Source organism: Bacillus sp. HY001, assembly GCF_007558965.1.
In the GTDB taxonomy this organism is placed as follows: Bacteria; Bacillota; Bacilli; order Bacillales; family Bacillaceae_G; genus Bacillus_A; species Bacillus_A mobilis.
This window is the reverse complement of sequence record NZ_VLTE01000036.1, coordinates 89,495-114,502: the sequence shown is the minus strand read 5'-3', so window position 1 is coordinate 114,502 and position 25,008 is coordinate 89,495. Positions and strand designations below refer to the sequence as shown.

General features: G+C 35.1%; 20 protein-coding genes. 13 read left to right on the top strand and 7 right to left on the bottom strand.

Annotated features, from left to right (window positions below):
- Positions 1-116: 116 nt before the first annotated feature.
- On the bottom strand, positions 117-1,580 hold the full coding sequence (locus tag FOT98_RS18885; RefSeq protein ID WP_071720954.1) for a sensor histidine kinase: 1,464 nt from the start codon (positions 1,578-1,580) through the stop codon (positions 117-119).
- Between the two features lie 65 nt (positions 1,581-1,645).
- Complete coding sequence (locus tag FOT98_RS18880; RefSeq protein WP_063261618.1) at positions 1,646-2,317, bottom strand: response regulator transcription factor; 672 nt, start codon at positions 2,315-2,317, stop codon at positions 1,646-1,648.
- Positions 2,318-2,647: 330 nt separating this feature from the next.
- Here FOT98_RS18880 and FOT98_RS32990 point away from each other — a divergent pair, with 330 nt between their 5' ends.
- Positions 2,648-2,770 carry a hypothetical protein gene (locus tag FOT98_RS32990; protein ID WP_001068388.1) on the top strand — a complete coding sequence of 41 codons (123 nt, stop codon included), beginning with the start codon at positions 2,648-2,650 and terminating at the stop codon, positions 2,768-2,770.
- Positions 2,771-3,114: 344 nt separating this feature from the next.
- Here the strand turns inward: FOT98_RS32990 and FOT98_RS18875 are convergent, their stop codons facing one another.
- Entirely contained in the window at positions 3,115-3,621 is a 507-nt protein-coding gene (locus FOT98_RS18875; RefSeq protein ID WP_063261617.1) for a GNAT family N-acetyltransferase, read from the bottom strand.
- A gap of 231 nt (positions 3,622-3,852) precedes the next feature.
- Positions 3,853-4,659 (bottom strand): formate dehydrogenase accessory sulfurtransferase FdhD, encoded by an 807-nt coding sequence (fdhD, locus tag FOT98_RS18870; protein WP_063261616.1) that lies wholly within the window; start codon positions 4,657-4,659, stop codon positions 3,853-3,855.
- 300 nt (positions 4,660-4,959) lie between these two features.
- On the opposite strand from fdhD, the gene fdhF reads away from it, so the two are divergent.
- From fdhF to FOT98_RS18835, 7 genes are all read left to right on the top strand, one after another.
- Entirely contained in the window at positions 4,960-7,896 is a 2,937-nt protein-coding gene (fdhF, locus tag FOT98_RS18865; RefSeq protein ID WP_063261615.1) for a formate dehydrogenase subunit alpha, read from the top strand.
- A 12-nt stretch (positions 7,897-7,908) separates the two neighbouring features.
- Positions 7,909-8,391, top strand: coding sequence for a helical membrane plugin domain-containing protein (locus tag FOT98_RS18860; protein ID WP_063261614.1), 483 nt, complete (start codon positions 7,909-7,911; stop codon positions 8,389-8,391).
- A 156-nt stretch (positions 8,392-8,547) separates the two neighbouring features.
- The gene (locus tag FOT98_RS18855) at positions 8,548-10,419 is read left to right on the top strand and encodes a glycerophosphoryl diester phosphodiesterase membrane domain-containing protein (RefSeq protein ID WP_061676978.1); all 1,872 of its coding nucleotides are present in this window, start codon (positions 8,548-8,550) and stop codon (positions 10,417-10,419) included.
- A gap of 369 nt (positions 10,420-10,788) precedes the next feature.
- Positions 10,789-11,922: an alanine dehydrogenase gene (gene ald, locus FOT98_RS18850; RefSeq protein ID WP_001219741.1), complete on the top strand. Its 1,134-nt coding sequence runs from the start codon at positions 10,789-10,791 to the stop codon at positions 11,920-11,922.
- Positions 11,923-12,025: 103 nt separating this feature from the next.
- Complete coding sequence (locus FOT98_RS18845; RefSeq protein ID WP_001284886.1) at positions 12,026-13,441, top strand: amino acid permease; 1,416 nt, start codon at positions 12,026-12,028, stop codon at positions 13,439-13,441.
- Between the two features lie 266 nt (positions 13,442-13,707).
- A complete protein-coding gene (locus tag FOT98_RS18840) occupies positions 13,708-14,085 on the top strand; it encodes an ArsR/SmtB family transcription factor (protein ID WP_061676976.1) in 378 nt (125 codons plus the stop codon).
- 23 nt (positions 14,086-14,108) lie between these two features.
- Entirely contained in the window at positions 14,109-16,475 is a 2,367-nt protein-coding gene (locus FOT98_RS18835; protein WP_063261613.1) for a heavy metal translocating P-type ATPase, read from the top strand.
- A gap of 260 nt (positions 16,476-16,735) precedes the next feature.
- On the opposite strand, the gene FOT98_RS18830 is transcribed toward FOT98_RS18835, so the two are convergent.
- On the bottom strand, positions 16,736-18,199 hold the full coding sequence (locus FOT98_RS18830) for a nicotinate phosphoribosyltransferase (RefSeq protein WP_063261612.1): 1,464 nt from the start codon (positions 18,197-18,199) through the stop codon (positions 16,736-16,738).
- Between the two features lie 199 nt (positions 18,200-18,398).
- On the opposite strand from FOT98_RS18830, the gene FOT98_RS18825 reads away from it, so the two are divergent.
- From FOT98_RS18825 to FOT98_RS18815, 3 genes are all read left to right on the top strand, one after another.
- Positions 18,399-19,670: a helix-turn-helix domain-containing protein gene (locus tag FOT98_RS18825; RefSeq protein WP_063261611.1), complete on the top strand. Its 1,272-nt coding sequence runs from the start codon at positions 18,399-18,401 to the stop codon at positions 19,668-19,670.
- A gap of 1 nt (position 19,671) precedes the next feature.
- Positions 19,672-19,800: an NprX family peptide pheromone gene (locus FOT98_RS18820; protein WP_132134817.1), complete on the top strand. Its 129-nt coding sequence runs from the start codon at positions 19,672-19,674 to the stop codon at positions 19,798-19,800.
- Between the two features lie 168 nt (positions 19,801-19,968).
- Complete coding sequence (locus FOT98_RS18815; RefSeq protein WP_063261610.1) at positions 19,969-21,669, top strand: M4 family metallopeptidase; 1,701 nt, start codon at positions 19,969-19,971, stop codon at positions 21,667-21,669.
- Positions 21,670-21,732: 63 nt separating this feature from the next.
- Here the strand turns inward: FOT98_RS18815 and FOT98_RS18810 are convergent, their stop codons facing one another.
- Positions 21,733-22,281, bottom strand: a complete 549-nt coding sequence (locus tag FOT98_RS18810) for a TVP38/TMEM64 family protein (protein WP_061676971.1) — start codon at positions 22,279-22,281, stop codon at positions 21,733-21,735.
- A 398-nt stretch (positions 22,282-22,679) separates the two neighbouring features.
- Here FOT98_RS18810 and FOT98_RS18805 point away from each other — a divergent pair, with 398 nt between their 5' ends.
- Positions 22,680-23,198: an RNase A-like domain-containing lipoprotein gene (locus FOT98_RS18805; protein WP_063261609.1), complete on the top strand. Its 519-nt coding sequence runs from the start codon at positions 22,680-22,682 to the stop codon at positions 23,196-23,198.
- Between the two features lie 15 nt (positions 23,199-23,213).
- Positions 23,214-23,486, top strand: a complete 273-nt coding sequence (locus FOT98_RS18800; RefSeq protein ID WP_063261608.1) for a hypothetical protein — start codon at positions 23,214-23,216, stop codon at positions 23,484-23,486.
- A 48-nt stretch (positions 23,487-23,534) separates the two neighbouring features.
- Here the strand turns inward: FOT98_RS18800 and FOT98_RS18795 are convergent, their stop codons facing one another.
- Positions 23,535-24,797, bottom strand: a complete 1,263-nt coding sequence (locus FOT98_RS18795) for a VanW family protein (RefSeq protein ID WP_063261607.1) — start codon at positions 24,795-24,797, stop codon at positions 23,535-23,537.
- Between the last annotated feature and the right edge of the window lie 211 nt (positions 24,798-25,008).

Sequence of the window (25,008 nt, the reverse complement as noted above, 5' to 3'; positions counted from 1 at the left end):
TACCTTTATTTTATATTGAAATAAGAATAATTTCAAAAGCTTAGCTTATATGAGCTGATTTTATGAACAAAATAACACCAGTAGTGTTTACTACTACTGGTGTTTTCACACGCATCTTATTCAAAAGGTAGCTCAATTATAAAGTTTGTTCCTACTCCTAATTGGCTTGTTACTAGAATGGAACCGTTATGCAATTCTACAATTTCTTTTGCAACAGCTAGCCCGATACCCTTGCCTCCAGTAGCTCTCGTTCTGGATTTATCAACACGATAAAAACGATCAAAAATATGTGAGATATCTTCTTCAGGAATACCTTCTCCTTCATCATCTACACTTATTGTAAATGAATCTGTTTCTGTGAGTACACGTATCGTAATAGTTGTGTTTTCAGGCGAATGTTGATAAGCATTGTGTAATAAATTTAACATAACTTGTTCCATACGTCTTTCGTCTATGCAAACTTCTAAATCATCTTTGCAATATACATGGAGTTGCATTTGTTTATTTGTTAATGTTGTTTTTGTTTTTTCAACCATTCGTTCTAAAAATGGTTTAAGGATTACTTTTTGTTTTTTGATAACAAACTGGTGTTGTTCTAATTGCACCAACATAAATAAATCTTGGACGAGATCGGTTACACTATCTGTTTCATCCTCAATGATTTGTAAGTATTCTTCACGCTCTTCTTTCGTTAAAGAGTCTCTCTTTGCTACCTTCGCATAACCTTTCATATAGGTCAATGGCGTTAATAGTTCATGGGCGACACTAGCGAGAAATTCATTGCGTTCTTTTTTCATATAAGTCAGTTCACTGGATAAATCTTCAATCGTTTTTGCTAAGCTTCCAAGTTCATCATTGCGTTTAATCCCTAATTGAATTGGCTTATTTAATTTTGACATTTTTTCTGTCGCTCTCTTCATTTTTATAAGCGGTTCTGTAATAACACGAGAAAAAACAAAGACAGAAATAGTCGTTAAAATAATTGTCACGACACTAATGATAAGAAATTGGTTCATGAGTTTAAGTAACATATTTTCTAAAAAAGATGTTTTTAATAACATATATAACTTTCCTTGAAACTCTTCTGTGTTAAGTGGGCTTACCGTTGTGATGAATTTTGATTTTTTCCAGTTCTTTTCGACGATCAATCCGCCTTTTGGAATAGGTTCTGTTTTACAAGTAAGTTGTTTTTGCATTGCCTTTGTTACGGGTTCTGAATTGGAAATGATTTTGCCATTATTGTCAGTTATAATGATAGCTATATCAGAGTTAGCGATTGATTCTGATTCTACTAAGTGTTCAGCTTCATCCGCGATATCGAACTCTGAATACATAGGACGGTTAGGATTTTTATTGTATTCAGCGCGTTCGACGTGTTTCTTTTCTTTAGCAATTGCACTCCACTTTGTGCGGTTTGTAATTTTGTTACTATAGCGATTACCTTTTTCTAAAAGAGCAAGTGTTTCTTCCTCAATCCGCATTGTTGAAATACTTTTGTAAAAAGATACGAAAGCAATGGTTTCAATACATAAAGCTAATATTAAAAAGTATGTCCCAATTTTAAGTGAAAGTTTACTCATTTTCTCACCATACCTTATTTCATATAAAGGGTCAGTGGTATACTATTGTCCACTGACCGAAGTAATTATTCACTTTTCCATTTATATCCGACTTTATAGACTGTTTCTAAGTAATTTTCAACTGGAAATCCTTTTTTGCGTAATTTATCACGGATATTGCGAATATGTGAATCGATTGTTCTATATTCAATGTCTGTTTCATAACCCCAAATTTTTTCGATTAAATCATCTCGGCTATAAGCACGGTTTGTATTTAGTAAAAATAGTCCAAGTAACGAAAACTCGATAGGTGTTAGTGAGATTTTTTCGTCATATACTGTGACAGTATGTTTCGTTTTATCCCACTCGATACCATTGAAGCTAACAAATCCATCTTTCTTTGTACGGCGTAATATAGCCTCAATTCGTGCAACCAATACATGCTCATCAAATGGTTTTGTAATATAGTCATCCGCGCCCATAGTGAGGCCTTTCACCATATCGTAATTTTGATTACGAGCTGTTAGCATAATAATTGGAACGTTGGAAATTTGACGGATTTGATAGCAAGTATCCCATCCATCCATATTCGGCATCATCACATCTAACAAAATAATATCGAAGTCTTTTTGTTCTATTAACTTTAGTGCTTCAAGGCCAGAAGTAGCTTTCATACAAAAATAGCCACGAGGACTTAAGAACAGATCTAATAATCGTAACATGCGTTCTTCATCGTCTACTAATAAAATTTTAACCATAATCTTGTGCACCCCAAACTGTTCATTCTACTTGTATAGTTTACATGAAAATAATAAAAAACTCTTTTTATGTGATTGAGTGGAAGAGTGATTTTTTCACTCAAAGCAATTGACATAAAAAATGCACTAGTTTTGCACAACTATTTTTTATAATAGAAAACGTAGCGACACAAAATACCCTATGTTGCGACATAACGTCATGTCATTTTATTTATAAAATGACAATTCCATTCTATTGTGTATGTGAGATAGAGAGGGTTTTCGTATTCACCTCGCATCGGATAAGAAAAATTTCCTATCTCACACTTTTTTTAAAAGGAGATCATACACATGAATCCAAAAGAAGAAATTTCAAAAAAAGAAAAGCAAGATCGTAATACGGTTGTCATGTGCATTGCCGTATCTATGGTTATTATTATAAGTTGTGTAAATAAAATTTTGGGGATTTTATAATATAGTAAAAGCTTATTGCTTCTTAAGAAGCAATAAGCTTTTTTCGTTGTTAGGGGGAGTGTTCATATAATAAACCAAGGTAAAATTGCTAACCCAGAAGTTACAATTGCTGTAGTAAATATTAAAAGCATAGCTCGTTTGTTTTGTTTCATGTCACATTCTCCTTTATATATCAATTGAATGCTATACGTTCATTTCATGATTGGTGCCTTACTTTATACTTTTAGTATAATGAATGGAAAGGTTTGGTACGATCGATAAAGGTGACATGAAGATTACATTGTTGTAATGAAAAAAGCATCTTCCTTAATCAGAAGATGCTTTAAAAAAACTATATTGAAGTATTAATCATTTAAGAACAGAACCATATGTTCCTCGTCCCAATATTGACCGTTATGTTTTAATGAACGCTCTTGTACGCCGTAAGTTTGGAAACCTAATGATTCATATAATTTTTTGGCACCAGCGTTACCAACTACAACATCGAGCATCAGTTGTTCTACATGTAATTTATCGGCGTTTTCAATAATTGCTTTAACTAGAGCTCGTCCTGCCCCAAGGCCACGCGCTTTAGGAGAAACAAAAACGGAACCGATTTTAGCTTTATGTTCTTGTTTAATGAAAGGCTTTGTTTCTAAAGTAGCAATGCCGATTAAATCGTTATCTTTGAAGACCCCCAGAGTATACTTATCCGGATTACTTAATCGTTTTGCCATAGCAGCTACAGGATCCTCATGTTTCAGAACATCTTCATAAGAAGAGCTAAAAGCTTCCGGATTTTTCGTTAAACCTTCCATACAAACCTTTAAATATATTTCTGCGTCCTCTGTCGTTAATAAGCGAATTTCCATAGTTGTAACCTCCTTGGTCGATTTCAAATAAAATACATCCATTATTTTTATAAGATTGTGTATGCGTTTTGTTAGCAGTCTCTTTTAATTTGTAAAAGAATGAAAAGATATATGCTACAATGTTTTGTTTTTTAATATGTAATGAAATTATATATTAACTTTATTAACTATTCAAGTCTTTAATATATTACATTTTTATAACTAAAATAACTCCTCAACCGAGGAGTTATTTTAGTTATTCGATTGATAGCCATCAATTCTATGTGGATGGGTGTAAATATTACAAGATTCATTTCTAATAAATCCTACGACTGTAATGCCTAAATCGTGAGCGAGTTGTAATGCTAATTTTGTTGGAGCAGATTTAGATAGAACAATTTCACATCCGATTTTTGAAACTTTGAGTAGAATTTCGGATGAAATGCGCCCGCTAAATGCAATAATTTTTCCTTTAACAGATATATCGTTGCGCAAACAATGGCCATATATTTTATCTAATGCATTATGTCTTCCGATATCCATTCTTGATAGGAGGATATTGTTTCGATCACATAGAGCGGTATTGTGAACACCGCCGGTTTGGCGAAATGTAGTGGAAGATTGTTGTAAAGTATTCATTAAGTAAAAACATTCTTCAGGAGTAATTTTCACGTGTATATCATGTAAATCTTTTGCTTTTGCTGCATCGTTAACGAAAATAAAACCTTGTCTACCTTTTCCACAGCAAGAAGTGATGTAGCGCTTATTATATAAAGTTTGATAGAGCGGATTTACTTTTGATGATATTACATGGACAATTCCGTTATCTTTTTGCACCCATAGTTCTTCAACATCTTTATAAGAAGAAATAATCCCCTCAGAAATTAAAAAACCAATTACCATATCTTCAATATAGGTTGGTGTGCATACGACTGTTACATATTCTTCACCATTCAATTTAATAGTAATAGGAGATTCTGTAACAATCTCATCAAGCTGTTTTGAAAATGTACCAGATTGATAGCGTACAATTGTATAAGTTTCTTGCGTAGGCTCCATATTAAATTCCCCTTTTTTATGTATTTCTCTCCCATATTTATCATAAAACAATGGAAAAAATAAAAACACCTCTTAGGAAGAAGATCACAGATTATTTTGGTTATTATTGTATATGTACGATATAATAGAACTGTAGAATAGTGATATTTTTAAGCTTTCGTAGTTATACCTTATAACATCTAGAATCGACTTCATAAGAAAGTATTTGGGCAGAGCGTTTCAAAAATATGTACAGTAATGCGATTTTGAAAACGGATTCATAATTGTGTTGTACAGTTGGTTGTAAGGAGAGGGGAAACTATGGCAGAACAGACAGTCCGTGTAACCGTGGATGGTAAAGAATTTTCCACATCGGGTGAAAAGACGATACTACAATTATTTAACGAGAGTAATTTGGAACATCCTCAAATTTGTCATGTACCAGAAGTAGATCCAATTCAAACTTGTGATACGTGTATTGTAGAAGTAAATGGGAAGTTAATGCGTGCTTGTTCAACGAAATTAGAGAATGGTATGCATATCGAAAGACAGTCCCAGCGTGCAAAAGAGGCACAGACTGAGGCGATGGATCGTATATTAGAGAATCATTTATTGTATTGTACTGTTTGTGATAACAATAATGGTAACTGTAAAGTCCATAACACCGTACATATGATGGAAATTGAAGAACAGAAATATCCATATGAGCCGAAAGTAAGTGCTTGTGAAGTAGATATGTCACATCCGTTTTATCGGTATGATCCAAATCAATGTATTGCTTGTGGACAGTGTGTAGAAGTATGTCAAAACTTACAGGTTAATGAAACTATATCGATAGACTGGAACTTAGATCGTCCACGTGTTATATGGGATCATGGTGTAAGCATAAATGACTCATCTTGTGTAAGTTGTGGACAGTGTGTAACAGTATGTCCGTGTAATGCGTTAATGGAAAAATCAATGTTAGGTGAAGCTGGGTTTATGACAGGATTAAAACCAGATGTGTTAGATCCGATGATTGATTTTGTAAAGGATGTTGAGCCGGGATATAGTAGTATTTTAGCGGTTTCAGAAGTAGAGGCTGCGATGCGTAAGACGAAAGTGAATAAAACAAAAACAGTTTGTACATTTTGTGGTGTCGGTTGTTCCTTCGAAGTATGGACGAAAGATCGCCATATATTAAAAGTTCAACCTGTTTCAGATGCACCGGTTAATGGTATTTCCACATGTGTAAAAGGTAAATTTGGATGGGACTTTGTAAATAGTGAAGATCGAATTACGAAGCCATTAATTCGCCAAGGAGATATGTTTGTTGAAGCTTCATGGGAAGAAGCATTAGAGGTTGTTGCTTCTTCCATGCAGCATATTAAATCTGAATACGGCAGCGATGCATTTGGGTTCATCTCTTCTTCGAAAGTAACAAATGAAGAGAATTACCTTATGCAAAAACTAGCTCGACAAATATATGGAACGAATAATGTGGACAACTGTTCTCGTTATTGTCAATCTCCGGCGACAGACGGTTTATTTAAAACTGTCGGTATGGGCGGGGATGCTGGAACAGTGAAAGATATAGCGGAAGCAGGCCTTGTTATTATCGTTGGTGCGAATCCAACAGAAGGACATCCTGTACTTGCTACGAGAGTAAAACGTGCTCATAAATTACACGAGCAAAAACTAATCGTAGCAGACCTTCGTAAACATGAAATGGCAGAGCGTGCGGATTTATTTATTCATCCGCGCCAAGGTACGGATTACGTATGGCTTGCTGGTATTACGAAATATATTATTGATCAAGATTGGCACGATAAAAAGTTTTTAGCTGAAAATGTGAAGAACTTTGATGAATATAGCAAAATGTTAGAAAAGTATACGCTTGATTATACAGAAGAAATTACAGGGATTTCAAAAGAAAATCTGAAAGACATGGCCCGTATGGTATATGAAGCAGATGGTACTTGTATACTTTGGGGAATGGGTGTAACGCAAAATACAGGAGGAAGTACAACATCTGCTGCCATTTCAAATTTACTGCTTGTTACGGGGAACTATCGTCGTCCTGGTGCAGGTGCATATCCATTACGCGGGCATAATAACGTACAAGGTGCTTGTGATATGGCAACATTACCAAACTGGCTTCCAGGTTATCAAGCAGTATCAGATGATACGCTTCGTGCTAAGTTTGAAAAAGCATACGGCACAACTATTCCGAAAGCGCCAGGATTAAATAATATTGCAATGTTACTTGCGGCAGAAGAAGGAAAACTACGTGGTATGTATGTCATGGGTGAAGAAATGGCTTTAGTCGATTCAAATGCGAACCATGTGCAACATATTTTATCGAATTTAGATTTCCTCGTTGTACAAGATATGTTCCTATCAAAAACAGCTCGTTTTGCTGATGTTATTTTACCAGCGGCACCAAGCTTAGAAAAAGAAGGAACGTTTACGAATACAGAGCGCCGTATTCAAAGATTATATGAAGTATTGAAACCGCTGGGTGATTCCAAACCAGATTGGTGGATTTTACAAAAAGTTGCTCGTGCACTAGGCGGGGATTGGAATTATGAAAGTCCAAGTGAAATTATGGACGAAATCGCATCACTTGCACCGTTATACTCTCAAGCAACGTACGACCGTCTAGAAGGATGGAATAGTTTATGTTGGGGCAGTCATGATGGTAGCGATACACCGCTATTATATGTAGACGGATTTAACTTCCCAGATAAACTAGCTCGTTTATCATTAGATGAATGGGTGCCACCGGTTGTAGCGCCAGATGAGTATGATTTACTTTTAAATAATGGTCGTATGCTAGAACATTTCCATGAAGGGAACATGACGAATAAGTCGGCTGGTATTTTATCTAAAGTATCTGAAGTATTCGTTGAAATTTCACCTGAACTTGCTATAGAGCGCAATGTGAAAGATGGTGGTCTTGTGGAATTAGCATCACCATTTGGAAAAATTAAAGTACAGGCGCTTGTTACGGATCGTGTAACGGGGAAAGAGCTATATTTACCGATGCATGCAACGATAAATGAAGAAGCGATTAATATTTTAACTGGGACAGCAACAGACCTTTATACATGTACACCAGCATATAAACAAACGATGGTGAAAATGCGTGTATTACGTGAAAAAGGAAATCGTCCGTTACCGTCTTCAAACCCGCGAGATAAAAAGCGTAATCCGCAAAATGGTGTTGAAATCGAGCAAAAATGGCAAAGAAAACAATACGTATCACTTGTGGACTAGGGGGCGAAGATAGTGGCGAAAGAAATTACGTTAATTAAAAAGAAAGTTGTAACAGAGGAAGAACAGAAACAGCAAGTAGCAGATGAACTTCTCAATGAGCTATCTAATAATCGTGAAGCAGTAGAGGAAACGATGCAGCTTTTAGCGCAGTTGCAGAAGGCTGGGATATTAGATGCGGCGATTAGTTTGCTTGCTGCGAAGGAAGATGTTTCAAAAATTGCTGTGGAGCAATTAAATCGTGAACCAGTTAAAAATGCACTCAACAATATGATGGGAGCGGGAGAAGCGCTATCCACAGTTGACCCAGAAGTAACGAAGCAAATCACATCGAGTTTAGTTACTGGATTGCAATTTGCAACAGATGAATTAAATAATGGTAAAAAAACAAAAGTGATGGATTTCTTTAAAGTGTTAAAAGATCCAGATATCAATAGAGCCATTACATTCGGTTTTAGCTTCTTGAAAGCATTTGGGCAAGGGCTAGAGAAAAAATAGAGTAAATGAAAAAAGTGATGGGAAGTAGCCATCACTTTTTTCATTGGATGTATAAGAGTGTTCATGTTAGGCGGAATATATTATTATTAAAAAGATGGATTAGAAATGGAAATATGGAATCCATCTCAAATATCGTTTTAGAATGTGGAGGAATATATGCAACACCGTAAAAGACTATCTATACCAGGAGTAATGAGACATTCCTTTCAAACTGTTAGATTTGCTTTTTGGAATGTGTTAACATTCCAACTTGCTTATAAATTGTTAGCAGCGATTGTGTTTATCCCACTTTTCGGTATTATTTTCAATAAGTTGTTGTACTTTGGTGGGTATGCAAATGCAACAAATGATGAGTTATTAGCATTTTTGAAAACACCATACGGGATTTTGGCGATTGTAATTTTATCTATATTGGCATTGTTTCTTATCTTTACAGAGTTTGCAGTACTTATTATCATTTCATACTTCGCTCATAAAAGGCAAAAGGTGAGATTACGTCCAATTCTGTATAAAACAGTAACGTATTTACCTTCCCTGTTTACATATTGCTTACCTGGATTTGTTTTGTATGCAGTTGTACTATTACCGCTATTAAGTATGGGTTATAAATCTGCATTGATTCCTGAAATTCAAATTCCTAATTTTATTACAGGTGAACTATTTAAGACAACAATGGGGCAAGTTGGGTATTATACTTTCTTCGCTGTAGTTGCCTATTTAAATCTTCGTTGGATTTTTGTTTTACCTATTATTGTTTTAGAGGAAAAGCCGTTCCGCACGGCAGCACGAAAAAGCGCAAACTTAGTAAAAGAAAGCTTCTTTAAAGTATTGTTCTTTTTAGTAGGTTTTTTCATATCTGTAGGAATCGTCTTTCTTTTATGTGTAGGAATTTATTTACTTTGTCTGTGGGGAGTATATGAATTTACAAACCCAGAAGGGACATTTGCGTTGCTAGCAGAGTCAACTATTTCAGTCTTCTTAACAAGTACATTGTATCTATTTAGCTTTATTATGACGCCGTTTTACATTATGGCGTTAACAAGATTGTATTTACAAAAGGTTCCGGTTGAAGATGTTTTATTAGAAGAAGGATTAGATTATTCAAAAACGAAAGCAGATAAATGTTTCTTCCAAAAACATCGTTGGAAATTTATTGGTGTATATATTGTAGGAATTATTACTGCGGGGATGGTAGTTGCCTTCATTGTGACCTTTATTACAAACACATATAAAGAACCAATTATTATGGCTCATCGTGGTTATATTTCAAAAGGTGTAGAGAATACGAAAGAAGCTGTGCAGGGGGCTATTGATGCGAAAGCAGATTATGCTGAAATTGATGTACTGCAAACAAAAGACGGTGAACTAGCAGTTATACATGATTTGAAGCTGAAACGCCTTGCTAATGCTAATGTTCATGTGTCAGATTTAACGATGGATGAGTTAAGACAGCTTACCCTTAGTCAAGATGGGTTTTCAGGACAAATCAGTACACTTGATGAAATCATTAAGCTGGCAAAGGGGAAAATCAAGCTTAATATTGAAGTGAAGCTTCATGGTGGCGAAAAAGATTTCGTAAACAAAGTATTAAAAGTGATTAAAGATAATGAATTTGAGAAGCAATGTGTCATTCAAACGTTACATTACCCACTTATTAAAGAGTTTAAGCGTGCAAATCCAGATATAAAAGTCGGATATATACTGTATGCAAGTAGAGCTAACTTAAAGAATGTGAAAGCTGATTTTTATGTAGCTGAAGAATATATGTTAAATAAGAAGTTAGTAAAAGAAGCAAGGAAGTTAAATAAGCCAATTTATGTATGGACAGTAAACGATATGGAAAGTTTAAAGGGATATTATAAGCTAAACGTAGATGGTATCATTACCGATTATCCTGAAGATGCACGTGAAACAATTAAGATGCTAAAAGAACAAGAAGCGGAAGAAAGTGATCTGTTTGATAAAATTAGTGAAACAACAGATGATTTATTTTCCAAGTTATTTATAAGTTACCCAGCTGCTGGCTAGATGCCCGCAGCTGTTTTTTTATGAAAAGAATATATCCCTAAAGTATTGTGTAAATTAATAATTGTATATGTATACGGCATTATTGGGGTTTTTTACATTGTTACATTATTGTCGAATAATAAATGATTGCTGCTTATTTTTAAGGAGTATAATGAAAATAGGGTGATAGATAATGGAATGTAACGAAGAGGCTAATAGAATCAATGTTCCATATATTTACACTATTCTAAATATATAAACTTTAAAAAAATGATATGTTAGCGTTTTCATAACTTTTAAGTTATGCTAGAATAAGGACATAAGTTATTAATTATTACAAAAAGAAAAAAGACTTTCTTTTTTCTGTTAATTATAAGGGGGCATTTCATTATGCGTATTGGGGTACCAGCAGAAATTAAAAACAACGAAAACCGTGTGGCAATGACACCAGCAGGTGTTGTACATTTAATTCGTAACAATCACGAAGTATTCATTCAAAAGGGTGCAGGTTTAGGATCTGGTTTCACAGATGCTCAGTATGTTGAAGCGGGAGCAAAAATCGTTGATACAGCTGAAGAAGCTTGGAACATGGAAATGGTTATGAAAGTTAAGGAACCAATTGAAAGCGAATACAAACACTTCAGCGAAGGTTTGATCTTATTCACATACTTACACTTAGCTCCAGAACCAGAATTAACAAAAGCGTTAATCGAAAAGAAAGTTGTTGCGATTGCATATGAAACAGTACAATTAGAAAACCGTTCTCTACCATTACTTGCACCTATGAGTGAAGTAGCTGGTCGTATGGCTGCACAAATTGGTGCACAATTCCTTGAGAAAAACAAAGGCGGTAAAGGTATCTTACTTGCAGGTGTTCCAGGGGTTAAACGTGGTAAAGTAACAATCATCGGTGGTGGACAAGCTGGTACAAATGCTGCTAAAATTGCAGTTGGACTAGGTGCGGATGTAACAATCATCGACTTAAGTGCAGAACGTCTTCGTCAATTAGATGACATTTTCGGAAACCAAGTAAAAACTTTAATGTCTAATCCTTACAATATTGCAGAAGCTGTAAAAGAGTCTGATCTTGTAATCGGTGCAGTATTAATTCCAGGTGCAAAAGCGCCAAAACTTGTAACAGAAGAAATGATTAAATCAATGGAACCAGGTTCTGTTGTTGTAGATATCGCGATTGACCAAGGTGGTATTTTCGAAACAACTGACCGTATTACAACTCATGATAACCCAACTTACGAAAAACACGGCGTTGTTCATTATGCAGTTGCAAACATGCCAGGTGCGGTTCCACGTACATCAACTCTTGCATTAACAAACGTAACAGTACCATATGCAGTACAAATTGCAAACAAAGGCTACAAAGAAGCTTGCCTAGGCAACTCTGCATTACTAAAAGGTATTAACACATTAGATGGCTATGTAACATTCGAAGCAGTTGCAGAAGCTCACGGTGTAGAATACAAAGGTGCTAAAGAATTATTAGAAGCAGAAACAGTATCTTGCTAATAGAAGCATTATACAAAACAAAATCGAACAATATATAAACCAACATGATAAGAGCTAAGAGTGAAGATCTCTTAGCTCTTCTTGGCAAAAGGGGGCATACATCGTGGCCAACCTATTTAAAAAGAAATCCGTTACGCAATTGTTAGGTGAAAGTAAAAGTAAAACTTTAACGAAAACGCTAGGGGCATTCGACCTAACAATGCTAGGGATTGGTGCGATAATCGGTACAGGAGTTCTAGTATTAACAGGATTAGTAGCAGCAAGAGATGCTGGTCCAGCAGTTATTTTTTCATTCATGATTGCAGCGATTGTTTGTGGATTTGCAGCGTTATGTTATGCAGAAGTTGCATCTACACTGCCGGTTTCAGGTAGTGTGTACACATATTCGTATGCAACAATTGGTGAGTTTGTTGCCCATTTAATGGGATGGACATTGTTATCCGTATATGTCGTAACGACTGCCGCAGTAGCCGGAGGATGGACGGGTTATTTCCATAACCTAGTGAGTGGATTGGGACTTGAAATTCCAAAAGCATTGCTAACGATTCCAGCACAAGGTGGTATGGTAAACTTACCAGCAGTTATCGTTACGTTAGTGATAACTTGGTTATTATCACGAGGTACGAAAGAAAGTAAGCGTGTGAATAACATAATGGTATTAATTAAAATTGGTATTGTTGTTTTATTCATTGCAGTTGGTGTATTTTACGTGAAACCAGAAAACTGGATACCATTTGCACCGTACGGTTTAAGTGGAGTGTTCGCAGGGGGAGCAGCAGTATTCTTTGCTTTCTTAGGATTTGATGCATTAGCAACTTCTGCTGAAGAAGTAAAAAATCCACAACGTGATCTACCGATTGGTATTATTGCTTCGTTAGTGATTTGTACAATCATTTATGTTGTAGTTTGTCTCGTTATGACAGGTATGGTTTCTTATAAGGAATTAGATGTACCTGAAGCTATGGCATATGTGTTAGAAGTTGTAGGACAAGATAAAGTGGCTGGTGTAATTGCTATTGGAGCTGTAATCGGTATTATGGCTGTAATTTTCGCTTACATTTATGCAACAACTCGTGTATTCTTCGCAATGAGCCGTGACGGTCTATTGCCAAAATCTTTCGCGAAAATTAACAAGAAGACTGAAGCGCCAACATTTTCAGTTTGGTTAACAGGAATTGGTAGTGCTTTAATTGCTGGATTTATCGATTTAAAAGAATTGTCGAATTTAGCGAATATTGGAGCGTTATTAACATTCGCCATGGTTGGTGTAACTGTTATCATTCTTCGTAAAACGCATCCGAAATTACAACGTGGATTTATGGTACCACTTGTACCGATTTTACCGATTATTTCAGTTGCATGTTGTCTATTCCTAATGGTAAATTTACCATTAAAAACATGGATATACTTCGGTGTTTGGTTAGCAATCGGAGTGGTTGTATACTTTGTTTATTCGAAAAAGCATAGTCATTTAAAAGACGATGGAAGTTCGCAGGATAATTTAGAACAAGCTAATTAACAGCTAATTAAAAGGGATATAAGTATAAGTAAGCCTTGTGCGTCTAGGGAACGCGCAAGGCTTTTTTCTTTTGTGCAAAATGTACATCTTTTTTTGTATGAGAATGTAATGGATGCGGAAAATATGGATAGACCTTTTTAAATGTGAACGAAATGTTCAAAAAAATGTATGAGATTTCATTGACACATATGAATAGGCGCTCATATAATAAGAGTATAAGATATATGAACGATTGTTCATATGTTCAAATGAAGAGGTGAGCTATAATGGCTGGAAATAAAGTAGAAACACCACAAGAGACATGTTCTCAAACAGTAATTCATGAAGAAGTTGTTGATCAAGTAAAACAAACAATTCCAACTGATGAAAGTTTAAGTAAAGTAGCAGAATTATTTAAAGTATTAGGTGATCGTACACGTACGAGAATATTACATGCGTTATTTGAAGCTGAAATGTGTGTTTGTGATTTAGCGTATTTATTAGGAATGACACAATCATCTATTTCACATCAGCTTCGTGTGTTAAAGCAAGCGAAACTTGTAAAGAATCGTAAAGAAGGCAAGGTCGTTTATTATTCGTTAGCTGATCAGCACGTAATTCATATCTTCGAGCAAGCGTTTGAACACGTAAACGAGGAAGAATAAAAAGAACGCGAGGAGGGAGAACGATGGCTGAAGCATTAGTGAAAAAGAAACTGGTGTTAGAAGGTTTAGATTGTGCGAACTGTGCAATGAAAATTGAAAAAGGCGTTGGGAATATAGAAGGAGTAAATTCTTGCTCTGTAAATTTCGCGACAAAAACAATGGTTTTAGAAACAGCACAAAATAAAGAAAGCGAAGTTGTTACAGAAGCAAAGCAACTCGTTACAAAATTAGAACCGCATATTAAAGTACAAGAAGAAAAAAATACAAAAGTAGCAAAAGAAGTGTTTATATTAGAAGGTTTAGATTGTGCAAACTGTGCGATGAAAATCGAAAATAAAGTGAAAGAAATGCCGACCGTTTCAGAAGCAACTGTTGATTTCGTATCAAAGAAATTAAGAGTTGAAGTAGCGAATAAAAGAGAATTAGAAGCGACTGTAGCAAATATAACGAATGTTGTTCAAAAGTTAGAACCAGATGTGAAAGTTGTTCGTGAAGAAAAAGGTGGTCATGACCACGGACATAGTCACGACCATGGTGAAGCAAATGTGAAAAAGATGGTAGGACGATTAGTGGTCGGCGGAGTTTTGACAGCAATTGCTGCATTAGCTGGCTTACCACAAATGATAACAATTCCGTTATTCGTCGTTGCGTATTTATTAATAGGTGGAGATATTGTTTGGAGAGCGGTAAGAAACATAACTCGCGGCCAAGTGTTCGATGAGAACTTCTTAATGGCAATTGCAACACTAGGAGCTTTTGCGATTCAACAATATTCAGAAGCTGTTGCGGTAATGCTATTCTATCAAGTGGGGGAACTATTCCAAAGTATTGCGGTCAATCGCTCCCGAAAATCAATTACTTCATTAATGGATATCCGTCCTGATTATGCGAATGTGAAGGTTGGAAATGAAACGAAACAAGTATCACCAGAAGATGTACGAATCGGCGATTATATTATCGTGAAGCCTGGTGAGAAAGTACCATTAGACGGAAAAGTAGTTGAAGGAACATCAATGGTAGATACTTCAGCGTTGACTGGTGAATCTGTACCACGTGAAGTCGAAGTTGGAAATGACGTATTAAGTGGTTTTGTGAACCAAAATGGTGTATTAACAATTGAAGTTACAAAAGAATTTGGTGAATCAACTGTATCAAAAATTTTAGATTTAGTTCAAAATGCAAGCAGTAAAAAAGCGCCAACAGAAAACTTTATTACGAAATTCGCGCGTTACTATACTCCAGTTGTAGTTATTACAGCAGCGATCATGGCATTTATTCCACCACTTATTTTAGAAGGAGCTACATTCTCAGAATGGATTTATAGAGCTTTAGTGTTCTTAGTAATCTCTTGTCCATGTGCGTTAGTTGTATCTATTCCTCTTGGATTCTTTGGAGGGATTGGTGGTGCATCTAAAAGTGGTGTATTAATAAAAGGAAGTAACTATTTAGAAGCTTTAAATGATGTGAAATATATTGTTTTTGATAAAACGGGAACATTAACAAAAGGTGTCTTCAAAGTTACAAAAATGGAACCAAGCGAAGGCATAAAAAATGAAGAATTATTAGAGTATGCAGCATTTGCTGAAGTGTATTCTAATCATCCAATTGCACAATCGATTCGAAAGGCATATGGAAAATCAATTGATGAAAAAATAATCGATGATTATAACGAAATTTCTGGTCACGGTACAGTCGTAAAAGTACAAGGAAAAGAAATTTTTGCAGGTAATGCTAAATTAATGCAAAAAGAAAACATTACATTTAAGCAACCAGAAACGGTAGGTACATTAGTTCACGTTGCTGTAGATGGAGAATATGCAGGTTATATCGTTATCTCTGATGAGGTAAAAGAAGATTCAAAACAAGCAATTCAAAAATTAAAAGAACTAGGTATTAAGAAGACAGTCATGTTAACTGGTGATGCAAAAGCAGTTGGTGAAGCTGTCGGTAAGGAATTAGGTTTAGATGAAGTTCACGCAGAACTATTACCGCAACAAAAAGTAGAAGAGATTGAAAAAATTGATGCGGCGAAGAACGGAAAAGAAAAAGTTGCTTTCGTTGGTGATGGTATTAATGACACACCGGTATTAGCAAGAGCAGATGTTGGTATTGCGATGGGTGGTTTAGGATCAGATGCAGCGATTGAGGCGGCAGACATCGTTATTATGACTGATGAGCCTTCAAAAATTGCAACAGCCTTACACATCGCAAAACGTACACGACGCATTGTATGGCAGAATATTATCTTTGCATTAGGGGTAAAAGGATTAGTTTTATTACTTGGTGCTTTCGGTATCGCAACAATGTGGGAAGCTGTCTTCTCAGATGTTGGTGTGACACTACTTGCAGTGTTAAATGCAATGCGTGTACTACGAGTGAAAGATTTATAAAAAAGAGGACGCAACATGCGTCCTCTTTTTTAGGTTATTTTGTTGAAATTGACTCAATAAAATAATAGCAAATATTATTTTATAAATAAATAACGTAATATTAAAATTTACAAATAAAAAATATTTGTCTTACTATTTTAATATATTTTTCACAAAGGTACATATCGTATTGAAAAAACAGAGAAGGAGAAGCTTCTCTGTTTTTTCAAGCTTTACTGCCCATAAAAGTCCGATTGGTGAGGGCTGATTAAAGTTTCACTTTATTTTTGTATATTTTTTTCAACTTGTTCTCGAACAGTTTGAATGTAATTCATTTTATGATCCCAACATTCTTGACTTAAATCGACAGGGTACTCTTCGGGATTTAAAGTTCGCATATACTCTTCCCAAAATAGCGCGAGACTCTGTTCATTATATTTTTGAATATCTAATATACCTGGTAGTTCATATGTTCTTTCGCCGTTAACGAAAATGTCTTTATGCAGTTCACGAGCTTCAAAGTTTGTTACAAATTTACTTATATACGTGTGAACAGGGTGAAACATTTTTAAGCGTTCTTCTTTTCCAGGTTCTTCAGAATCTAATGCAATATAATCGCCTTCTGCATGATCATTAACTCGATTGATAATACGATAAATTCGTTTCAGTCCTGGAGTTGTAATTTTTTCAGGGTTAGATGAAATTTTAATCGTATCATTTAACTTTCCATCAGTATCTTCAATCGCAACTAGTTTATAAACAGCCCCTAATGCCGGTTGCTCAAAGGATGTAATCAGTTTTGTTCCAACGCCCCATACATCAATTTTTGCTCCTTGAGATTTCAAATGCATAATTGTGTATTCATCTAAATCGCTAGAAGCAATAATTTTTGTATGTGTAAACCCAGCTTCATCTAGTAGTTTTCTTGCTTTTTTAGATAAATAAGCCATATCACCACTATCAAGGCGAATGCCATAAAAATCGATACGATCTCCAAACTCTTTCGCGACGCGAATCGCATTTGGAACACCTGATTTTAAAGTGTCGTATGTATCAACGAGAAAGACACATTTTTTATGAGTTTCAGCGTATTTCTTAAACGCGACATATTCATCGCGATAAGCTTGAACGAAAGAGTGAGCGTGTGTGCCGGCTACAGGTATCCCGAAGCGTTTTCCAGCACGAACGTTACTCGTAGATGAGAAACCACCAATAAAGGCAGCGCGTGTGCCCCAAAGAGCAGCGTCAAACTCGTGAGCACGTCTTGTACCGAATTCTAAAAGTTCATCATTATTTGCAGCATGCTTCATACGAGCAGCTTTTGTTGCAATTAATGTTTGGTAATTCACAATGTTTAACAGGGCAGTTTCAATAATTTGTGCTTCGCCGAGCGGTGCATCAACGCGTAATAAAGGCTCGTTATTAAATACAACTTCACCTTCTTGCATACTTCGAATCGTCCCAGTGAATTTCATATTTTGTAAGTACTGAAGGAATTCTTCTTCAAATTGTAATTCTGCTAAATAAGCGATATCGCTTTCGGTAAAGCTGAAGTTTTCTATGTACTCTACAATCTTTTCAAGACCAGCAAAAACAGCATAACCGTTCTCAAATGGAAGCTTTCGAAAGTATAAATCAAACACTGAGCGGCGATTGTGAATACCATCTTTCCAATATGTATAAGCCATATTAATTTGATATAAATCTGTATGTAAGGCATAGCTATCGTCTTTATAATAAGTCATCGCGAAAACACCTCCATAATTTGGTTATAGTATACCAATTTTTCATCGTTCGTAGCAAAGAATGGATATGAAAGTATAGTCAAGAAAGAAAAAAATGAAATATTGCATATTTTTTAGAAAATTAACATTTATCAATTTATATTTCTCAAGATTTTATGTATTATTAGAGTAATGGGGGTAATGAGAATGGAGGAGGACAATGCAACAAACATTAGAAAAAATAGGCAAACAAGTCTTTTATAAACGGCTACAGCAAAAAATGACACAAGAAGAATTATGTCAGGGCATTTGTTCTGTCTCATACTTAAGTAAGATCGAAAATGGAAAGATCGAAGCATCAGAAGAGATTCTACAATTGCTCTGCACAAGATTAGAAATTGCCGTGACGGATTTGAGAGATGTAGAAGAAGATGTGAAGGGGAAGCTGGAGGATTGGCATAAAGCTATCGTCCATCTAGAAAGAGAACGAATTGAACAAATATATGCTGATTTACAAGAACAAATGGGGCAAGTAACGGATTTTGAAATTATGAATTATTATGAGTTACTATATGTACGTTATCTTATGATTAAGCGTGATATTGACAACGGAGTGGAAAGCTTAAATAAATTAAAAAAAGGGTATAAAAAATTATCTAAGTTCCAGAAAATGTTATTCACATATAATGTTTCATTGCTAAATTGTTTACAAAACAAATGGAAGATAGGATTAGAGAGTTTAATTGAAACAGAAAAAATGGCGAAAGAGCTAAATTATCATGAGAATGGTATTTACTATAATTTAGCATTGGCATATAGTCACTTAGAAAATCCCTATAAAGCTATGCATTTCGCTAACATTGCAATAGAGGGATTCCGTAGTGAATATAAATTCCGTAATGTGATAAACTGTCAATTTATTATAGCGATTTGTTTTGTAAGACAAGGGCAGTACAAAGAGGCTTTGGATATGTACAATAGCATTTTACGTGAAGCAAGTTCGTTTTCTGAAAATGAGGTAATTATGAGTATAGCTTTAAGTAATATTGCCGAAGTCTATGGTAACCAAAAACAATATGAAAAGGCTAAAGAATTTTATTTAAAAAGTTTGCAATATCATCAACATGAAGATGATAATTACTTAGATACTTTATATCATACAGCGTTACAGTGTATTCATTTAAAACAAATGGATGAGGCGAACCAGTGGATAGAAAAAGGTATCTCTATTGCTCAGCGACACGAAAAGTATAAAAGGGTATTATATTTACTAATTATTTTACAATATAAATATTTCCGTACATCGGATGAATATAAGAAATTTCTAGAATTAGAGGCTATACCATTTTTTAAAAGTGAAGGTAATTTAGTGTATTTAAAGCAAGTATATTTAGAAATTGCGAATTATTTCGAGGAGATCCGTAATTTCGAAGAGAGTAGTCGTTACTATAAAGAAACGATTTCGTTATTGGAAAAAGGAGAGGAGAAATAATATGAAAAAAGTGATGTTTTTAGGACTTGTTGTTGGAGTTGTATTTTTGACGCAGTTTATTGCACAGTATTCGTCGAGACCGGATGTTTTAACGCAAGGAACACAAATAGTTGAAACAAATGAATCGTAATAGAAACCCCTTTCCAACCGGAAAGGGGTTTCTCAATATTTTTCCCCCAAAAATCTACAAAACTTGAGAAAATAATTAATTGAATTTTTAGTATATTAATAGTGGAAACATAGTGCTACGATAAAACTACTCTTTTTCACAAAAATTTTTTATTAGGGGGAAGGTTATATGAAAAAGAAGAGTTTAGCATTAGTGTTAGCGACAGGAATGGCAGTTACAACGTTTGGAGGGACAGGCTCTGCATTTGCGGATTCTAAAAATGTGCTCTCTACGAAGAAGTACAATGAGACGGTGCAGTCACCTGAGTTTATTTCTGGTGATTTAACTGGAGCGACTGGCAAGAAAGCAGAATCTGTTGTGTTTGATTACTTAAACGCAGCAAAAGGTGATTACAAGCTAGGGGAAAAGAGTGCGCAAGATTCTTTCAAAGTGAAACAAGTGAAGAAAGATGCTGTAACTGATTCAACAGTAGTACGTTTGCAACAAGTTTACGAAGGAGTACCTGTATGGGGGTCTACTCAAGTAGCTCATGTAAGTAAAGATGGCTCTTTAAAAGTATTGTCTGGAACAGTTGCGCCTGATTTAGACAAAAAGGACAAGCTGAAAAATAAAAATAAGATTGAAGGCGCAAAGGCAATTGAAATCGCACAGCAAGATTTAGGTGTAACACCGAAATATGAGGTAGAACCAAAAGCGGACTTATATGTATATCAAAACGGTGAAGAAACAACATATGCATACGTTGTAAACTTGAACTTCTTAGATCCAAGTCCAGGAAATTACTACTATTTCATTGAAGCAGACAGCGGTAAAGTGTTAAATAAATTTAATACGATTGATCATGTGACGAATGATGATAAGTCTCCAGTTAAACAAGATGCTCCTAAGCAGGATGCAAAAGCGGTGATAAAGCCTGTAACAGGAACAAATAAAGTAGGAACTGGTAAAGGTGTATTAGGAGATACGAAGTCGCTTAATACAACATTATCTGGATCATCTTACTACTTACAAGACAATACGCGCGGAGCAACGATTTTCACATATGATGCGAAAAACCGTTCAACATTACCAGGAACATTATGGGCAGATGCAGATAATGTTTTCAATGCAGCGTATGATGCAGCGGCAGTAGATGCTCATTACTATGCAGGTAGAACATATGATTATTATAAAGCTACATTTAATAGAAACTCTATTAATGATGCAGGAGCGCCGTTAAAATCGACTGTGCATTATGGAAGTAAGTATAATAATGCATTCTGGAACGGCTCACAAATGGTATACGGAGATGGTGATGGTGTAACATTCACTTCATTATCTGGTGGTATTGATGTAATTGGTCACGAATTAACGCATGCGGTTACGGAAAATAGCTCGAATTTAATTTATCAAAACGAATCAGGAGCGCTAAATGAAGCAATTTCTGATATCTTTGGTACTTTAGTAGAATTCTATGATAATCGTAATCCAGATTGGGAGATTGGTGAAGACATTTACACGCCTGGAAAAGCGGGAGATGCACTTCGCTCTATGAGTGATCCAGCGAAATATGGTGACCCAGACCATTACTCTAAGCGTTACACTGGTTCAAGTGATAACGGTGGAGTTCATACGAACAGTGGTATCATTAACAAACAAGCTTATTTATTAGCGAATGGCGGTACGCATTCTGGTGTAACTGTAACTGGTATCGGTAAAGACAAGCTAGGTGCAATTTATTACCGTGCAAACACGCAATATTTCACTCAATCTACTACATTTAGCCAAGCTCGTGCTGGTGCAGTACAAGCTGCAGCTGATTTATATGGTGCGACTTCTGCGGAAGTAGCAGCAGTTAAGCAATCATTTAGTGCTGTTGGTATAAACTAAGGCTGTAAGAGATAGCTATTAATAAAATACCTCAAAAATAAAGAAGGAGCCTATGCTCCTTCTTTATTTTTTTCTCCATTTTTTCCACAAATAATACAATCCGATACAACCCGCGATTGTTACAATCCACTTCGCTTCATTTGTACCATTCATGACATGGTATGCAGAATATACTTCAATCAATAAGGACGGTATTTTACCTATTGTACTGGCAATACTGAAGGATAGTAATGACATTTTGCCTAGAGCCGCAAATAAAGTCACGATACTGGACGGAATAAATGGAATAAAACGAAAAGATAGGACGAGTAGAAAGGCCTCTCGACCTTCTACGTAAAGAAGGCGTTCTACCTTAGGATACTTATTTACTTTATCGTGAGTGAACTTTTGAAGGCCTAGACGATAAATATAAAACGAGATAATAGCCCCTAAGGCCTCACCTATGATCGAAATGATTGTACCGTTTACTACGCCAAAGAGCTGTATGTTAATGGCGGTTAAAAAAATGCTAGGGATAAAACCTAAAAGACTGATGATGATGTTGATTAAGATACTAAGTGGAATTGCGATTGAATAATAGTCTGTTAAGAAGTTTTGAATTGTTTCAGCCATTGTTTAAAATCCTTTATCTTTTTTTGCATTACACCATATTTCTATTGTGTAGGCAAGTGCAAATTTACATAATGTAGGAAAACGTTGATAAAACACCATCTATATACCTTATAAGGGTATTGGGTATGTAAAAACAGGGGTATATTTTTACGATTTAAAAAACATCGAATAAACCTTGAGTTTAAAGGGTTTATTCGATGTTTTAAGAGGTGATTTTATTCGGGAAATAATCGAAAAAATATAGGGGTATATTACAGGTAAGGCCGAAATAGTAGTTTTATGAAATTAGGGTGGTAATATGGAAAAATAGACGTGGAATTTTAAAAATGTATATGTTTTTTCTATGTGAAATTGACTTTTAGTGAAGTTACGATAATAATCATGGAAGAGGTGATATGATGAAACGAATAAGTAGTCTTTTCTTGAGTGGTTTAATGGCATTCATGCTGATCTTAAGTGGATGTGCAGGAAAAGAACAAAAAACAGAGAAACAAACAGGAAATCAATCGACATCAGTAGAAAAAATTAGTGATAATATTTTAGATGAAATGGAAGGGCCACCTAAAAATGGTCATACGATTGAAAGACATGTAGGGAAATCAGAAGAGGATTTGAAGAATCGCTTGAAGACAGATAAAGTATCAGCGGCAAGTACATACTATGATAAGGAAACAGCGACGAAAGCTGTAAAAGATAGTTTGAAGCAGCATGATAAGAAAATTCAAGATTGGTTAAAAAATTCTAAAGAGGCTCGTCTCGTATTAAATACAACTCATTCATTCCCGGTTGGAAAAACGGTAATAAAGAAAAATATGAATGTAAAAGACAAGCTAGTAAAAACTGTTACTGTTTTGGCGAGAGATAAGTCAGGAGATTTAGGATATAAGATCATTACTTCTTATCCATCTGACAAATAAGAAGGGGGAGTACATATGTATACGACATTACAATACTTTCTTAAATCGTACTGTACGTTAAGTGTTCATGAAGATGAAATAGTAGGCGTGATGGAAGAGTTTATAGAGCAAGAGGATGAAGAAATTGTTTTGAAATTACGCGATGAATTATTATATATGAAGAAAAAGAATGCTTGGGAAGAGGCGTGCGTATTAGCTGCGAAGCAAGGAAATCGCATGTGGTCTTTAGAAGAAACGAAAGACCATCTTGAAGCTTTTTTACTATTATTGCAAAAGAAAAAGGCGTGACTAAATCACGCCTTTTTCTTTTTGGAAATTTACCTGTTTATTAGCACCTCATTGTTTTGGAGCGCTTTTATATACGCTTTTTGAAATTTGTCCATTTGAGATTACTTCACCGTTTTGTGTTACTTTTTTATATGTTACCGCTGTTATTTTGTCATTAGCTCTACTAATTACTTGAGAAGAAACTTCAACATTTTTACCAGTATTGGTACCGAAAATACGAGTAGTAATACTGCCTCCATTTGAAAATGCTTGAATATAAATATGATTGCCTGTATTGTTTTTGAATTTTAAATCTGGACCATAATCTGCCACTGCTGCATCTTGCCCAAGTGGTAAATAATTTACAGGCATAGAATGATTGCTTCGAGAAACAATTCCTAAATCTGCCCTTAAAGCGGCGCTATATAAAGTACTACTAACTTGGCAAACACCTCCACCTGCACTTTGTATAACTTTACCTTCTGAAAATACTGCTGCGGATTTATAACCATGTGCAGCATCCGTTACGCCAACGCGGCCATTAAAACTAAACGTTTCATCAGGTGCGACAATAACTCCACTTAAAGTATTAGCTGACTTATTTACGTTATAGGACTGGTTTCCATTACGACCAGCCATTGGAGTTGAATATTCAGCTATTACTTCTTTAATCCCCATTTTCTGTATATCTTCTGTAGAACGCTCAGGTTTTAAGAGTGTAACTGGTAACGTAACGTCGGATGTGCCAGAAGTAATGGCCTGTTTCGTTAAATCAGTTAACTTTCCTTTATCAATTTTTTCTCCGTTTTGACTTTGGCTAATATTTACTGTAGAGCCTTCAACATTTAATTCTGCATTAACAGGATTTTTTAGTGTGTCATTATATTTATCTTTCATAAAGCTTTCATAAGCAGTTGTATTTAATTGAGCTGTTAATTTATAATCACGTTTTAATTCACCGTTTTCAGCCTGCTTCCGCATTTTGTAACGATTCATTGCATTTCCCTCTTGTTCTTTAAAGATTTTGTCGATAATATCTTTTTCCTTATAATTTATCCCTAAATCTTTCCATGTGTACGTTTGTTTATCATTTTGGAATATGTACGTAAGAGATTTTTGATCTAATTCAGTTACCTTTTGATTAATAATTGCTTGAATATCTTTTTTGTTTTTTCCATCGAGAGAAATACCTTCAAATGTAGTATTTGGTAATGCAGTAGTATCTAATTGATTATTTAGTTTGGATACATATTTATATCCACCAACACCGCCTACACAAAGTAATATGCCTCCAGTAATTGCAGAACCAATCAGTATTTTACTTAGCTTCATTTATTTCCCCCCAGAAATTTTTGTATAAATATATGTATTACATTTTTTGTATAAAAATGATGAAAATAACATTATGTACGTACTAGTATACTATTATTTCCACTATGTGTGTAATGTTTTTATAAAAAATGTTACACTGTTGTAATAATTGTCTCTTTTTGTCACAATATGCACGAGAAATATGTTGAAAATTATAATAAAAAGGCTGTCT